Origin of the sequence: Tumebacillus lipolyticus (genome assembly GCF_042682745.1) — a bacterium.
Taxonomy (GTDB): domain Bacteria; phylum Bacillota; class Bacilli; order Tumebacillales; family Tumebacillaceae; genus Tumebacillus_A; species Tumebacillus_A lipolyticus.
Window position 1 is genome coordinate 268,527 of the sequence record NZ_JBHUIO010000008.1, and the last position, 15,475, is coordinate 284,001.

Here is a 15,475-nt window from a genome sequence, read left to right on the forward strand (position 1 = left end):
AGCTTTACTAAAAGATAGATTATACCAATATAGTATGATTAACTCTTTACAGGCTCTATTATTAAAATATACCACAAGTTTTTTCCATAAAAAACACAAAGTAGCGATAAAAAAATCCGACTCCACACGGAGCCGGATCGATCATCCTGCAAATTCAGTTTTTGGCTGTTGCAACACATGGTGGAAGATCGCCTCGGCGACCTCCGCATCTGGGTCTTGCGTCAAGCGGGCAGTCCCATCGGCTAGTACCCAGTCGGCAGCTTCCTTGACCGCGTCGTCCGCCCAGCTCATCGCCACCCCGATCCCAGCCCAAGCGATCATCCCCAGATCGTTTTTGCTGTCGCCGAGCGCCATCACCTGCTCGCGCGGCACATCGAATGCGGCGCAGAGGTCGGCGAGCGCATCTTGCTTCGTGCTCCGCGGGTGGAGGATGTTCAGCTCTGGAATGCCATCCGCATAGACGTGATGGCGGCAGCGATACCCGTCTCCCTCCGAACCAAAGCGTTCGAGGATCAGCTTCGCCTCCCGCTCCCCTTTTACAAAGATCTGAAAGGGCGCTTCGACCAGCTTCTGCACCAGATTCTCCACATGTATTTCGATCGTCTTGTTCTTCCCGTTGGATGGATCGTAGTCAAAATTGTTCCACACCTCGCTCCCGACGTAGACGCGAAGGGCGATCTGCTGCTCATCGGCAAAGGTGACGACATCTCGCGCAAACGACAAGGGGAGGTAGCTCCTTCGGATCACTGCACCCGTCTGTCCATCGACGGTGCTTGCGCCAGACGAGAGGATGATCGGGGTGGAAAGCCCCATGCGATCATAAAATCGCTTGGCACCTGCCCAGCCGCGGGCGGTGGCGATGACCACCTTCACGCCGCTTTTAATCGCTAGGCGGATCGCCGTCAGATTTTCGTCAGGAATATGTAAGTCGGGTGCGATCAGCGTGTCATCCAGATCGATTGCGATCAAAGAGATCATCTCGGCGTCCTCCTCATTGTTTTTTCCTTCTTTATTGGATACACTACATTAATTGGATGCACTACAGTCGGACATAAACCTGCCAAATTTTCTCGAAAAAAAGGATTCCCGTCCAAAATCCATTGTGTTATACTGAAGGCAAATAGTATAACCTAATTGCTCATAATCAAGTGACCAATTGTCAGATTGTGTTGCACCAATTCACACGTTTGACTACTATTATAATATCAGCTACTCCCAAAGGAAAGGATCTGAACTTTTCCCATGACAACGAACATGATGACCGCTGAGCTTCAAAAGATTTTGGACAACACGACCGTTCATCGCAATCTTTCTGTGCCATCTCTTGTGGAAACCGCTGTGAAATACGGCGAGGGTCTCGTTACTTCCACTGGCGCTCTCAGCGTGACCACCGGCAAATACACGGGACGTTCCCCGAAAGACAAATTTATCGTAGAAGACGCGCTCTCCAAGGACCACGTGCATTGGGGCCCGGTCAACCAACCGTTCTCCCAAGAAAAGTTCGATGCTCTCTACGCGAAAGTCCTTTCTCATTTGAAGACAAAAGACGAGCTGTTCATCTTTGACGGCTTCGCAGGTGCAGATGAGACCTACCGCCTGCCGATTCGGATCATCAACGAATACTCCTGGCAGAACCTGTTCGTGCACACGCTGTTCATCCGCCCGACCGCAGCAGAGCTCGAAACGCATGATCCGCAATTCACGGTGATCGGAGTTCCGAGCTTCCTGGCCGATCCTGCTGTTGACGGCACCAGCTCGGAAACGTTCATCCTCGTCTCCTTTGAGAAGCGCGTCGTGCTGATCGGCGGCACTCACTATGCGGGCGAGATGAAAAAGTCGATCTTCTCCGTCATGAACTTCCTGTTGCCACAAAAAGGCGTCATGCCGATGCACTGCTCGGCAAACGTCGGTCAATCTGGCGATGTCGCGCTGTTCTTCGGTCTCTCCGGCACCGGGAAAACCACCCTTTCTGCCGACCCGAACCGCAACCTGATCGGCGATGATGAGCACGGCTGGTCTGATGATGGCGTGTTCAACTTCGAAGGCGGTTGCTATGCGAAATGCATCCGTCTGACCGCAGCGAACGAACCGGAGATCTGGAACGCGATCAAGTTTGGCGCCGTGCTTGAAAATGTGGTCGTCGATCAGGCTTCTCGCGTCGCCGATTATGACAGCGACCAACTGACCGAAAACACCCGCGCTGCCTACCCGATCGATTCGATCCCGGGCGCCGTTCTGCCGAGCGTCGGCGGTCACCCGAACGTGATCGTCTTCCTGACCGCAGATGCGTTTGGCGTCTTGCCTCCGATCGCCAAGCTGACCAAAGAGCAGGCGATGTACTACTTCCTGTCCGGCTACACGTCCAAGCTGGCAGGCACCGAGCGCGGAGTCACCGAGCCGGAAGCGACATTCTCCACCTGCTTCGGCGCACCGTTCCTGCCGCTTGCTCCAACCGTCTACGCTGAGCTGCTCGGCGAGAAGATCACCAAGCACGATGCGAAGGTCTACCTGGTCAACACCGGCTGGACGGGTGGCGGCTACGGAGAAGGCTCCCGCATGAAGCTGTCCTACACCCGCGCGATGGTCACCGCGGCGATCGAAGGACGCCTCGATACTGCCAACTACGAGATCGACCCGATCTTCGGACTTGCGCTTCCGACCGAGGTGGACGGCGTTCCGGCCGAAGTCCTCAACCCGCGCAACACGTGGGAAAACAAAGAAGCGTATGACGTACAAGCGAAAGATCTCGCTTCTCGCTTCATCAACAACTTCGAGAAGTTCGGAACCGTTTCTGACGAGATCAAATCGGCTGCACCGAAAGCGTAACAGCCGCTCTGAAAACCCTGCGATCGATGCAGGGTTTTCTTTTTTTTCTTCCGAAAAAAACACGCCCACTTCCATCGGCTGATGGACTGGGCGTGTTTTGATATCGTTTTATTCACACAGCGCGAAAAAGCGCTCCTCATCGGTCAGATCCGCAAGCAACAGATCAGGCTTGGCAGCTTCTAGCATCTCGTAGGAGTTGCCGCCTGTTGCGACCGCGATCACTTTCGCCCCGATCTTGCGCGCCGCTTCGATGTCGCGCACCGTGTCCCCGATGATGATGACCCGCTCGGGCGCAAAATCGACCGCGTAGTGTTTGCGGGCGCGCTCCACACCGTCTTGCAACACCTGATAGCGCTCGACCAGTCCATAGCAGAACCCGCCGACCGGAAAATAGCTGTTCAGGTCGAAAAGGTCCAGTTTGATCCGCGCACCAAGCTCCAGATTGCCCGTGCCCAGCGCGTTGTAGAGCGAGTCGGTTCGCCTGGCACGCTCCAGCATGTTGCGCACGTTCGGCATCAGGATCGACTGGCCATCGCCGACTTCCTCCTTGAGGTGCGCATAGTACAAGCTCAGATATTCCTCAAGGCGGGAACGATCCACACCTTGCTCGGCAAACACCTCGTGGATAAAATGCAAGTCGAGACCGCCCGCCATCTGAATGTGGTCAAACGCGTCTCTGCACCCCGCATCGCCCATCATCTGTTCAAACGCGCGGTTCATCGCCCTCCGCCCCGCCCCTTTGTTGCGAAGCAGCGTTCCGTCGATGTCCCACATCAACAATGTTTCCATCTAGTTCTCCTCACTTGACGCGCGAGACGGACAGCCCATCGCCGATCGGCAGCAGCATCGATTCGACGCGATCATCAGACGCGATCTTCTCGTTAAACGCCCGCAGCATCTGCGTGGACTCTTCCTGATTCTCCTGATCGTACACTCGACCGCCCCAGAGCACATTGTCCGCGAGGATCAATGCACCTGGGTTGGCCAGCTTTAGCGCCCATTCGAAATAGTTGACATAGTTTCCTTTATCCGCGTCGATGAAGAACAGGTCGAACTTCTCACCTTCCGCTTCCAGCTGTTGCAAGCTGACCAACGCCTCGCCGACTCGGTAGATCACTCGCCCGCCAAAGCCTGCGCCAATCAGATTCTGATGAGCCAACTGCGCATACTCCACTTCCAGTTCGAGCGATGTCAGCTTGCCATCCTCCGACATGCCGCGTGCCAGACAGATGCCGCTGTACCCGCCGAGCGCCCCGATCTCCAAGACCGATTGCGCACCTGACATCTTCACGAGCATCGTCAGGTAGGTGCCAACTTCTGGCGACACGGAGATCGTCGGCATCTCGCGATCGATGATCGACTGCCGCACCGCTTGTAAAACCTCATCTTCCGCACCGAACAAACGCTGAATATACTCATTTGCTGACATTCAAATCCCTCGCCTTCTTCAGGATCTGCAACTCTTGAATACTTCCTTTTCCTCATTCGTTTTCCTGCCCTGGCTGTACAAACTGTCGATGAGTAGCTCGGTGAGCAGATTTTTTCCTTGTGACAGCCATTTGGCTCAGATGATCCCTTTCGCCTGCTTCATCTTCTTCAGCTCCTGCAGCGAATAAAACGTACCGCGCCAGACGATACCACCCTGCCGCAGCGTCACATAGGTCGAGCGGACGATGATGTAGACGAACAGCAGCGCAGTGAGCGGAAGCGCCACCACCTCCACGCCCGAATACGGGCTCACAGTCGTCGTATAGCGCAGATAGACGGCGATCATCATCAATACCGAGAGCCCGTAGAGCAGGCCACTCCACCCGAGCATCATCCAGCCGAAGAACGGCAGGCAAAATGCCAACAGCTGTCCGAGCACCCCGACCACGACCAACAGCACCGAATAGTTCAGCCCGGCAAACGTGTTTTTCTCCAACCCCTGAATCGCGTCCCGCAGCGTCGGATACCACTCGACGGTCAGCAGTCTCGTCCCGGTTGCCAAGCGCTGCCGCAGCCCGGCCTGCTTGATCATCGTGCCGAGCTGCAAGTCATCATCGGGGCGCATTTTCAGTGCCTCGTGCGTGCCGATCTGCTCATACGCTTGCCGCCTGAGCAGATTGAACGCTCCGATGCCAAACCCAACCTTATTCTGTGTATCTATATTCGGCAACCACGGCCGAATCACCAAACAGAGCGAGAACAAAAAATAATGGACAAACGCCCGCAGCCAAAAGCTGTGCGCTTCCATCGTCGGGATCATCGTCACATGGTCGGCCTGCTCATGCAAGGCGAACTGCATCGCCGCTTGCAGCGAGTTGGGCGCGAAGCGCACATCCGCATCGGTGAACAGCAAATACTCGCCGCGCGCTTGCAGGTACCCTTGGTACAGCGCATGATTTTTGCCGAGCCATCCGGTCGGCAGCTCCTGAATCTGGATCAGCTCAAACCGAAGATCCGGTCGCGCGGTTCTGGCTCGCTCCTTGACCCGTGCGATGATCTCGCCCGTTCGATCCTCCGAGCGGTCGTTGACGACGATCAGCTCATAGTTTTGATAGTCCAATCGGAGCAGGCTGTCCAAAGTTCGCTCGATCGACGCCTCTTCATCCTTTCCGGCCACGATGATCGAAACGAGCGGTTGCTCCCCTTCGACCGTGCCGGAGATCAACTCTGGAATCATCCTCAGCCCGCGCAGGTTTGTCACGAACATCGCGACCCAATAGAGAAACACCAACACTGCGATTCCCTGTAATACAACCATCTGACACTTCCCTTTCGTTTCCGCATGGTCGCCAAGATTTGCTATCAGTATAGCATGAATGGGAAACGGCTCGCTTTTTAGTGACGGATATCTGAGCACGGTGCATCTGATGTCGTTCGAGGAAAGCGGTCATGTTGGTTTTTTTGATCTTTTTGACTGGATGGATCGCATATCCATCAGTGTTGCGCATAAGTTTTGGTTTTGGTTGGAGAACGGAAGGAGCTTCCTCTCCAGTGCAGAGGATCATTTTCTCAAAAGGAGCTGGTGTTCATATGGTGACTTTCGACTTTGTTTTTGGCGTGATCGCGTTTTTTTTGGTCGACTTTTTGCTGTCTTTGCTGGTCACTGGTCAATCAATCCACATCGTTGAGCAAGCTTCAGCAAAAGTCTGATCGATTATCAGATCGTCTGAAAGAGCTCGAAGCGAAAGTTGACGAGCTGTTGGCAAGGAAGTGATTCCAACTTCCCACCTCACAGCACGATCCCTTTTTGTACAAGCTTTTGCTTCATGAATTGTTGAAAGGTCGTGATCTGTTCGAACGCTTCTTTGTATTTCTCTTTGCTGATCATCTGCTTGCACAGCTGATTGTTCACTTCTTCAAACTCTGCAACTCTGCCATGCTGCACAAAAATCTTGATCGCATTGCGCAGATGTTTCTCCGCTTTTTCGTCATCGCTGCGCTCCTGATAAACGTTGGCAAGAACGCGATGAACAGTGCCCATCGCTGGATGAAGATTTGGGAGAGATATCCTTGCACGCTCTGCGTATGCCCACGCTTCTTCAAGTTCACCATGTGCGGAAGAGATCATGGCGATGTCCGCATAGACAGCACCCGCTTTTTCTTTGTTTGACGTTGTTTCATATTGCGCAGCGATCTGTAACAAATCATCGACAGACTTCTTCCAGTTCTCCCGTTTACTCGTTAGCTTGACCAGACGGTGCTGCACATCCTGTTCCTGTTGGACGTTCGTAACTTCCTCGAAAATCAAAGCTGCTCGTCCTGCGTACTCTTCCGCTTTTTCCAGACACTGCGCTTTTTGATACGTTTCTGCTAGCTTTAGGTACGACAAACCGCGTTCTTCAATCTTCCCTCGACCCAACCCCAACGCTTCCTCATAGAACGTTGCCGCTTCTGCCACCTTGCCCATCTCTTCGTGAATGCTCCCCAAGAGAGTTAGCACTTTTGAGTGGAGGATTGGGTCGGGCTCCTTCACTTTTTCCAGCTCTTCGTAAGCTCGTTTGGCGTGGAACAACGCGAGAGCCGGCTCTTCCTTCTTTTGATAGGCCGTTCCCAAGAGATGAAGTGCGATTGTCAGCGTTTCATGATCTTGCTTCCGATTCGCCCACTCGTACACGCCCTTCAAAAGGGTGATCGCTGCTTCAGCATCCCCAAGCTCTACATGGCAGGTAGCAAGTTCAAGATGAATTTCACTGCTTTTCATCCGCGGATAGGCGCTGTCGATAAGTTCCTGTAGCAGCGGGATTGCAGTTCTGAATTCCTTTGCCCGAACCAACCCGATCGCCATTCGCAGTTGGCTTTTATACTCAAGATCAAGATTGACATCCGAGAGCAGTTGCTCGATCGGAACGGACAACCGACTGGCGATTGCGACCAGAATTTTGTGCGAGGGCTTGGCTCTGTCACTTTCGATCTGACTGATCATCGAGGGCGTACAGAGACCGCTTGCAAGATCAATTTGCGTAAGCCCTTTCGTTAAGCGCTGTTCTCGAATTCTTTGTCCAAGTGAAGACAAACTCCGACACCTCCATTAATACTCCCCTTATACCAACATGCTATCAGTTGTTTTAAATTACGCGATACATTTTTACCAAACACCGTGAGCAACTTATAAACCACGAAATTATCTGATAATTATTGGGTTACAAAGAAAAACACCTCCAAGTATGGAGGTGCACGGAAGGAAAAGCTGTTGTGAAATCGGTTAAGAGGATAGATTTTACACAAAAATTCTGTTATTTAAAGATCACAATTGATGCTGGTTCAGGATGAGATATTTCTGCGTTCTGGCTGACGTTTGTGTTTCCAAAAGCAATTATCGCCAGAGCAACAAGTAGTAAACCTGTCAGAAATCTTTTTTTCATCAGTAGTCCTCCTCTTCGTAGAACTCGGTCGGGGAACTCGCATAGGTTCTCCCCTTTTTATAATACTTCAACGCATTTTCAGCGTCATCTCTCTTGGTGTAAAAATCCATCAAGCATTTACACGCCAACGAACGGACATTTAAACTCAATTCAGAATCATTGCTAATCCGATCCGCAAACGATGGATCATCTGTAAGAAGCGTTTTCATGATTTGCAACTTGCCCCAATAGTCAGGATATTCCCGAGATACAGACTCATATTTTTCCACAACTTTTAAGGCAGTATCGTACTCCTGTATTTTCACAAGCGACTTCACGTATTCCTTTACCACTACAACCAGAATGTCTTCATACTGAACAACTTTTTTAATCGCGTCAGACAATGATCTTGAAGAAGCGCTGTAGTTCCCCAATCGGTACTCAAAGTGCGCTACATTGATTAAAGCATGACCAATCTGTTTATCGTTCTCAGTCTGCTCGAAGTGTTCTAGCGCAAGATAAGAGTGCTTCCTAGCAGATTCACAATCGCCGCGCTCCATTTGCACTAACATTCGAGTATGTTGGGCTAAGCCCAACTTATCATGATCTTCAGCAAACATTTCCTCAACAGCACAGAGAAAATCACCTATGTTGCTGTATTCTTTTCGAATGGCGTATGTCAACATCAAGTTTGCTGACACAACTTTCAGCAATCTCTTGTCATCAAATTCCTGATGAATTTTTTTGGCATATTCCAATGCTTTTAACCAAGTTGTATGCGCATCGTCGTATTGACGTTGTAGATACATAACCCTTGCAAGATTGTGCAGCGCAAACCCACGTTCTGTCGACCCCACAGCCTTTTCGACTAGTTCGCTGGAAACCACAAGGGCTTGTTGCAACATGGTTTTTGTTCGCTCGTTTCCGTTCAGCAGACTGTCTAGTCCCATATGTTGCTTATAAGAATCCTCCTGTAAAATCCGTCCAGCTGTTAACTTCAAGTCCTTCGCGATCTTTTCTAATTCAAACGTATATATCTCCCGCCTAGCCTTTAACATGTCTCTGAACGTCTGCTCACTGAATCCTATCCTCCTCGACATAGCCGCAGTCGAGTAATACCCACCTTTCTCCTTTTTGATCTCTTCGATCCTTCGTCCTAAAGGAATCTTGTCAACCACTGTATATTTTGATGCAACAAGAGAACTCATGTGAATGCCCCCAATTATCAAAAATATATGCTCTCTATTTAGAATATTATCACAGTGTATCTTTATTAATTATATCAATGCGCATACCACTTGTATACATTTCGCTGGAAATTTCTAAATGAAAGATGGGTTCCTCTTCACATCTATTTATTGCTTTTTTATTGTTTCTCTCAGATGCGCAATTGGTCGAAGGGAAGATGAGGATTTGAATTAATGAACGATGAACTTCTGCGAGCATGGAGGGGCTGTAAGGAAGGGATGGCAGCAATAGGGGGAAAGAGTGCCCAACTTCAATTGTGACGAAAGGTGTATTAGGTGGATTCCATATAATGCAAAAACAAATACGTATAGTACAGCTATACAGAATTTTCGCTTCCATAAACTAGTAGACTATCTATTTTATATGTGATATTGTAAAACAAAAATTATAAATGAAAGGATTTGTTGATTGATGACAAGCAGACGCATGAAAAGTACAGTTGCTTTTGTGGTGGCGATTTCCTCTGTTGGAATTCTCGATGTTGCACATGCCACGTATTATGGTCGTGACGCTTTCTTCTCAGGAAATGGTTTACCTGACGCAGCTATAGCAGCTTTGGTTTATTATGAAGACAGCAACGTATCCAATCTGGGATATTCTAACATTACGTTATCAGCTAGAACGGAGTTTGATAACGTAACAGATGCTGTGATCAATTTCCGAAGGGCAGCTTCGTCCGAAATAAATTCTGCAAAGTTGCGATTCTTTGCTGTTACTGGAGGTACGAAAGATTATTATTGGTTTGGTAAGACATTTAATTATGATATTAATGGGTATGAGCTGAGCGAGAGTGCTGCTGTAACTGCCGCTTGGAGCAAAGTGGACTTGAAGCTAAACGACGAAAAAATGAATTTGTTTGGGTTTACACAAAATCAGCGTACTCGAATTGCTGTCCATGAATTAGGCCATGTGTTGAGCATGGTGCATCAGCCTTCTGGTTATAGCCACCAATCATCTGTGATGCAAGAGAATCAAGTGGAATATTGGCACCTTTCCCCAGTAGACATTGCAAATCTTCAGTACATGTACTAGAGAGGAGGAAAATGGAATGAAAAAAAGTCTTTTCTTGTTCGTAGCTGCTGTGATCTTAGCTGGTGGTTTTGGAGTGTATGCAATGATGAAAGAGGATAAGTATGCGAACATTGAGGTTGGAATTTCCAACGCATCATTCAACCATCATGCTACCGTCGAAGAGTTGGAAGAAGAATCTGAACTCGTAGTGGTGGGGAAATTTACAGGCAAGAGAGAGACATTAGAGATGTTCGATTCTCAAGGTATTTTTGTATCCAACCTCACCAAGTCAACTGTTAAGGTTGAAAAAGTGCTGAAAGGTGACGTTCAAATCAAGAAGAACATTTCCGTGTTTGAGGACTGCTACCTTGCAAATGACCGTTATATCGGAACTGAAGGCTATAAATGGATGAATGAGGATGGGAGATATTTGTTGTTTTTGATTCCTGGGTCATCCAAAGATTCTTACGTAATTGTTGGGATTTACGAAGGGAAGTTTGATTTGAATCTAAGTACCAGAGGAACCAAACACAAAACCGCGAACGATGCTTTCCGTGATCCAGACGTTGAGTTCTTGAAAACCAATTTCGAACTCGAAGAATTCTACCAACTGAAGGAACAAGCACTCAAGAAGTACAATTTGTAGTCCATTCAGTTCACTAAAGAAAAAGAAGAGGGAGTTGACGAGAACATTTGTCAGCTTCCTTTATTTTTTGCGATCTGTGCAATAGACTTTCATAATCTTGCAGCTTTCAAGTTGCATGGAAGAGCACCTCCATCGGTGAGCGGAGGTGCTCTTCCAAAAGCTCGATCACAATTGTGGTAGCGATCAAGAGTTGCGAATTGAATGACCTGTAAGTTCACGGCTGAAATTGGAATCGAGTTTCAATCCTCATCCAACGCGGAGGCAGGATGCTAAGAACACTCTCATTCTATTCGGGCAATCCGGCAACATGTTTCGATCTTCATGTTATATCCGTGGTTAGAGGCTAGCCGATTTTTGACATATCGACTTCCCTTGATCAAGTTTCAATCCTCATCCGGTACAATGGTTCGATGCTAGTGGGAGGTCGGCCAATTTGTTTCGATCCTCATCAAGTACATCTCTCAACGAGCGGCAAGAGCTTGCCTCTTAGGTACCAATAGCGTTTCCACTAATAATAGCTATTCTCTCCCATCTAATCTCCTCCACAATCAATGAAAAACTATATCCATTATTGACACTATTGGGTTATGCGAGTGCCAATTTCTGATTGATGAAATATATTTTTCCGCATTAATAGAATATTTATTTCAATTACTTTCGTTTGTATAATTTATTTTCGTATGAGATAATCTCTAATAAGAGATTTACAGAAAGGGTGGTCTTATGTCAACAGATGCAACTCCCGCATATCGAGGCTATCGTCTGCAAGCCCTGTATACCCTATATCGCATATTGAATTGTCCGAAGGAATCAAAATTAGTCTATCATCCAGAAGGGAATGAAGATTTATTCGTTTATGACGAGTCCCTGAGCAATCAAGAAGTCGTACAAATAAAAGCCTACAGTGCCCCCCTTAGACTTTCCGATTTCGCGCCTAGCAAGCGGCTGTCCTTCTTTAACCGGATTACTCCGCAGCTCATTGCCAACCCCGATCTAAAAGTTAAGATATTCAGTTTTGGAGATTTTGGACCTGAGCTGCTCGGCGCCCTCACGAACAACATGAAACTCCGTAACACCATAGCGAAAAAAATAAGCAAACATAAATTTGTAACTGAAGAGAATGCCCGTTTCATGCTTTCCAAGGTTAAACCAGAGCAAAGAGAAGAGCGCGCGATTCTCGAAGATGTTTTTAATAAACTCGGGCAAGCAATGACCGGTGTTGACCCGGAACGAGCGTTTGAATTGCTTAACTTCTGGCTGTATCTTTGTGCGGAGCATAAGAAATCGATAACTCGAGAAGACGTAATAGAGAAGATTAACAGCGTGGGTCGGTTTCTTTCAGAGCGGGCTGCTCAATATCAAGAATGGAATACTGTCATTGTTCCGATTGAAGACATCGACATTGACGAACGATGGCAAGCAGAGCTATCAAATGAGTTCTATCAAGGGGTCTCGACACGCTACGAGCACATCTTAGCCAATCTTGATATCGCTCGATCTGAGAAATTAAAACAGATATCAGAAAAGCTCGATCTAAAACGCGTAGTAATCATTCACGGTGCTTCCGGACAAGGCAAGACAACTCTAGCCTATCGCTTCATAAAAGATTATTTGCCTAAAGAGTGGCGTTTTCGCGTCCAGAACGTTGAGAATAAAAAACATGCTCTAAGTCTCGCTACGGCTCTTACAGGTCATGCAAACGCAATGGGTATTCCACTAATTGTTTATTTGGATGTATCACCGAGTGATAACGAGTGGGTCGAACTGGTCAAACAACTGTCGGCACATCCCCATATTCGTGTACTAGTGACGGTAAGGGAGGAAGATTGGAAAAGAGCTAGCGTGACTGGGTACGAGTTTTCATTTTCAGAAATTGAACTCGTTCTTTCTAAAGACGAGGCTCAAGGTCTTTACGATTCGTTCGTGGAGAAAAAAGGAGAATCCCCGTTTCTAAACTATGAGGAAGCATGGCAGCGTTTTGGCGGAGAAGGTCCATTATTGGAGTTTGTTTACTTGATTACTCAAGGGACAACACTTCGTGAACGCCTCGAAAAACAAATCATGTTTCTAGTAAAGGAAGCCGAGAATGGTGATATTAGTTCCTCTACTCTCCAATTGCTGCTTCTAGTGGCCGTTGCTTCCGCATATGAGTCGCGCATTGAGGTGCGACCGCTTATCAAGCATCTCGGGATTTCGATTCCAGGAGCAGTATTCCGTCGTCTCGAACAAGAATATTTGATCCGTATTTCAAATCAATCCACGCTCGTCCAAGGCCTGCATCCAATCCGTTCAGAAATCTTAGTAGAGCTGTTAAGCACAGTTCTGTTTGAATCATGGCTTGAGACCGTTCAGTCATGCTTCCCATTGATTTTTGAAGAGGATGTAGAGGGCTTCTTAATGCGGTCCTTCTCTCGAAGGCAAGAAGAGACTGAGAAGTTATTGGAGACTCTCTCTACCTACTCTCCTCAAAGCTGGGCGGCCTATGCAGGTGTAACTCGAGCTCTGATCTGGCTTGGACTCGCTCGATACATAGAAGAGAACGAATCATTATTAAATGACGCCTTCGCAAGAGTAGGAAGTGGTTTTACTCTAGTCATAGACATCGACGTAACCAATATTCTTGAAGGGTATTCTGAATCATTTTTGAACTACTTTAAAGATCACATACCTGAAAGCGGGTTCGATGAACTACGTGATCTAAGGGCACGCCAGACGGATAAGGATCGAGTATTCCGATTTGCAAAAGATTGGTTAATTACTCGCACCTCACTTCCTACAGCGCCGAAGAAAGAAGAAGACTGGATTGGAGTTGCTTACTGTGGTTTCTGGCTTGGGAGATTCCAGGAGACATGCCAAATAACGAACATCTTTACATTAGAATTATTCGACCAAGCACTTAGTGTGTTATCCACCGAGACCCTATCTAACTTCATGTATGGTGTACACACAGCCCGACCAGAGGTCTTCATAAAATGGTTTGACCTGAAACGTAACCTATTAGTCGAAAAATACTGTGAAGAGACACTCACATTCCGTCTGCAAGATGACAAAGTTACAATTACACCACACTTTGTAATTAATGCTGAGTCATCACCTAAAAATAAACTGGCGACTGGATATGCGGACTTCAATAAGGAAGATCATATACATAATGAAACAATGTCGAGACTTCATTTACTTCGACGGATGTTTCCTCACCGTGAACAGTACGCTTCTAAAGGATACGGGCATCGATGGGTTAACCTATCTACTGAGTACAATTTTGATCCAACTGAGAAAAACATCCGGCATGATCGATTTGGGAATGAATGGATGACGAACATAAACGCCACCTTCCGCAGGCTCATCGAAAAGAAATTCCGTACGCAAACGTGGCAAGAATATGCCGACCAAGTCATTGCCTTTCGAAAGTCTATCGCTTCCCAATGCAGAGAATTAGAGGACGCACTTCAAGAATACTATAAGAAAAGAGAACCTAACGCCTTACTTGATCGATTGGACATAAACAAACTCGACGAGGTGAGAACCTCCTTTAGCCATACCCCCTCCTTCCCGTTAGTAGCAGTCGACGAATGGGGGCTCGCAGGAGAAGTTCCTGCCAACTCCGACAACAATCAATTTGGATACAGCTTGAAGCAAAAAATGCTTGCAAACGAAAAGTATATCCCCTATCGAAAGTATTTTGCAGATTATTCCGGAGCATTTTCCAATTTTTTCAGTCAATGTCATCATGTCCTCGCTGTTAATTCCGCGATTGGTCAAGGTAAGAACAAAGACCAAGTTCGGCGTTTTGCTTTGCAAAACGGAATACGTACTGATCTGGATCACATATCCATGGCTAACTTAGCAGCTGCTTGTAAAGTTCTCTTCAGCTTGCAAAGGGAGTTCAGAATGCATTTTGAGCATCTTGTGGACGAACAGACTCTGCAAAGTCTTGAACACCAAGAAAAGCGAATACTGACTCGATTCGCTCCCATTTGGTATTTCTTTGCTTTTCAACCGGAACAAACGGAAAAGAACGCTTCCCAAGTGTTTGCTTCCGTCTTTGAACGCACGAAAAGTAATTTCATCAAACAGCTAAGCAAAGAACTTCGTTTTAACTCCGACATCACCCGAAAACTATCTGTCCTTGTAAAAGAAGTCTCTTTCAAAGGTGAAAACGCGGTCTGTATAGCAGTTGACCATCAGGACGTCCCTATCGATCAAGATATGCTCAGACCTGTGTACATTACGATTTGTAACGTTCTATCTCAATCAAGTGATAAACGAATACAACAGTTCGTACTGGACATGCATTGGTCTTACATTGTCGTAGTACCTTTGTTGGAAGGCAAGAAAATAAACAATGCCGTTTGGGAAATCAATCTGCTGTCACATCTCTTAGATACAGATCGTACACCAAGTTGGTGGAATCTCTTCCCCATCGAGGTTTCAGAGGAATGGTTGGCAACTCTCAAACTTCATATGTGGCACCACCCTCGTCTTGACATTGTCTATGATATGACGAAGGAGATCGTCAATGTCATGAGCCATTTAAATCATCTTTATGATGTCATGTCTATGTCTAAAATAGATGAAGAAAGAGAGGGTGCATACCGCCGGTATATAGAGAGTGTGGTACATCTTATTGAGCAATCAAATAAGAAAGTCCTCTCATCCATATTGAGAGTATCCAAAGTTCTAACGGAACGCAATGGTCTACTCGTTTCAAATCAGTCAAGAGCCGTACTTGAACTCACAAACTCTTTGATAGATACCTTGCAATACACGGAAGACATCCCTGTAGAGCAGCACACGCTTGAAATTTGGCTTGAATCCATCGAACAAGCCTTCGAGCTGGCAGGTCTGTTGTCGATGCACTGGACCCTTTATGTGATGCAAGAAGAGCAAAAAACCCATCTATAGATGCCTGCTT

General features: G+C 47.4%; 12 protein-coding genes. 5 read left to right on the forward strand and 7 right to left on the reverse strand.

The features are described 5' to 3' along the window. Nucleotides 1–141: 141 nt before the first annotated feature. Entirely contained in the window at nt 142–978 is an 837-nt protein-coding gene (locus ACFSOY_RS13785) for an HAD-IIB family hydrolase (protein ID WP_386047528.1), read from the reverse strand. A 264-nt stretch (nt 979–1,242) separates the two neighbouring features. On the opposite strand from ACFSOY_RS13785, the gene pckA reads away from it, so the two are divergent. Further along, nucleotides 1,243–2,826 carry a phosphoenolpyruvate carboxykinase (ATP) gene (gene pckA / locus ACFSOY_RS13790; RefSeq protein ID WP_386047530.1) on the forward strand — a complete coding sequence of 528 codons (1,584 nt, stop codon included), beginning with the start codon at nt 1,243–1,245 and terminating at the stop codon, nt 2,824–2,826. Between the two features lie 108 nt (nt 2,827–2,934). On the opposite strand, the gene ACFSOY_RS13795 is transcribed toward pckA, so the two are convergent. The 3 genes from ACFSOY_RS13795 to ACFSOY_RS13805 form a co-directional block, all read right to left on the reverse strand. After that, complete coding sequence (locus tag ACFSOY_RS13795) at nt 2,935–3,615, reverse strand: HAD family hydrolase (protein ID WP_386047532.1); 681 nt, start codon at nt 3,613–3,615, stop codon at nt 2,935–2,937. 10 nt (nt 3,616–3,625) lie between these two features. After that, nucleotides 3,626–4,255 (reverse strand): O-methyltransferase, encoded by a 630-nt coding sequence (locus ACFSOY_RS13800; RefSeq protein WP_386047534.1) that lies wholly within the window; start codon nt 4,253–4,255, stop codon nt 3,626–3,628. A gap of 135 nt (nt 4,256–4,390) precedes the next feature. Continuing rightward, nucleotides 4,391–5,572 (reverse strand): glycosyltransferase family 2 protein, encoded by a 1,182-nt coding sequence (locus tag ACFSOY_RS13805; protein WP_386047535.1) that lies wholly within the window; start codon nt 5,570–5,572, stop codon nt 4,391–4,393. Nucleotides 5,573–5,703: 131 nt separating this feature from the next. Here ACFSOY_RS13805 and ACFSOY_RS13810 point away from each other — a divergent pair, with 131 nt between their 5' ends. Continuing rightward, entirely contained in the window at nt 5,704–5,964 is a 261-nt protein-coding gene (locus tag ACFSOY_RS13810) for a hypothetical protein (RefSeq protein ID WP_386047536.1), read from the forward strand. A 79-nt stretch (nt 5,965–6,043) separates the two neighbouring features. On the opposite strand, the gene ACFSOY_RS13815 is transcribed toward ACFSOY_RS13810, so the two are convergent. The 3 genes from ACFSOY_RS13815 to ACFSOY_RS13825 all read right to left on the reverse strand — a co-directional run bounded on the left by ACFSOY_RS13815 (nt 6,044) and on the right by ACFSOY_RS13825 (nt 8,863). Further along, on the reverse strand, nt 6,044–7,327 hold the full coding sequence (locus ACFSOY_RS13815; RefSeq protein ID WP_386047537.1) for a tetratricopeptide repeat protein: 1,284 nt from the start codon (nt 7,325–7,327) through the stop codon (nt 6,044–6,046). 220 nt (nt 7,328–7,547) lie between these two features. Next, on the reverse strand, nt 7,548–7,676 hold the full coding sequence (locus ACFSOY_RS13820) for a hypothetical protein (protein ID WP_386047539.1): 129 nt from the start codon (nt 7,674–7,676) through the stop codon (nt 7,548–7,550). After that, on the reverse strand, nt 7,676–8,863 hold the full coding sequence (locus tag ACFSOY_RS13825) for a hypothetical protein (RefSeq protein ID WP_386047541.1): 1,188 nt from the start codon (nt 8,861–8,863) through the stop codon (nt 7,676–7,678). The genes ACFSOY_RS13820 and ACFSOY_RS13825 overlap by 1 nt, the downstream gene beginning before the upstream one ends. A 451-nt stretch (nt 8,864–9,314) precedes the next feature. Here ACFSOY_RS13825 and ACFSOY_RS13830 point away from each other — a divergent pair, with 451 nt between their 5' ends. From ACFSOY_RS13830 to ACFSOY_RS13840, 3 genes are all read left to right on the forward strand, one after another. Next, nucleotides 9,315–9,935 (forward strand): zinc metalloprotease, encoded by a 621-nt coding sequence (locus ACFSOY_RS13830; RefSeq protein ID WP_386047543.1) that lies wholly within the window; start codon nt 9,315–9,317, stop codon nt 9,933–9,935. Nucleotides 9,936–9,951: 16 nt separating this feature from the next. Beyond that, on the forward strand, nt 9,952–10,560 hold the full coding sequence (locus ACFSOY_RS13835; protein WP_386047544.1) for a hypothetical protein: 609 nt from the start codon (nt 9,952–9,954) through the stop codon (nt 10,558–10,560). Nucleotides 10,561–11,283: 723 nt separating this feature from the next. Next, on the forward strand, nt 11,284–15,465 hold the full coding sequence (locus tag ACFSOY_RS13840; RefSeq protein WP_386047546.1) for a P-loop NTPase: 4,182 nt from the start codon (nt 11,284–11,286) through the stop codon (nt 15,463–15,465). Nucleotides 15,466–15,475 lie beyond the last annotated feature (10 nt).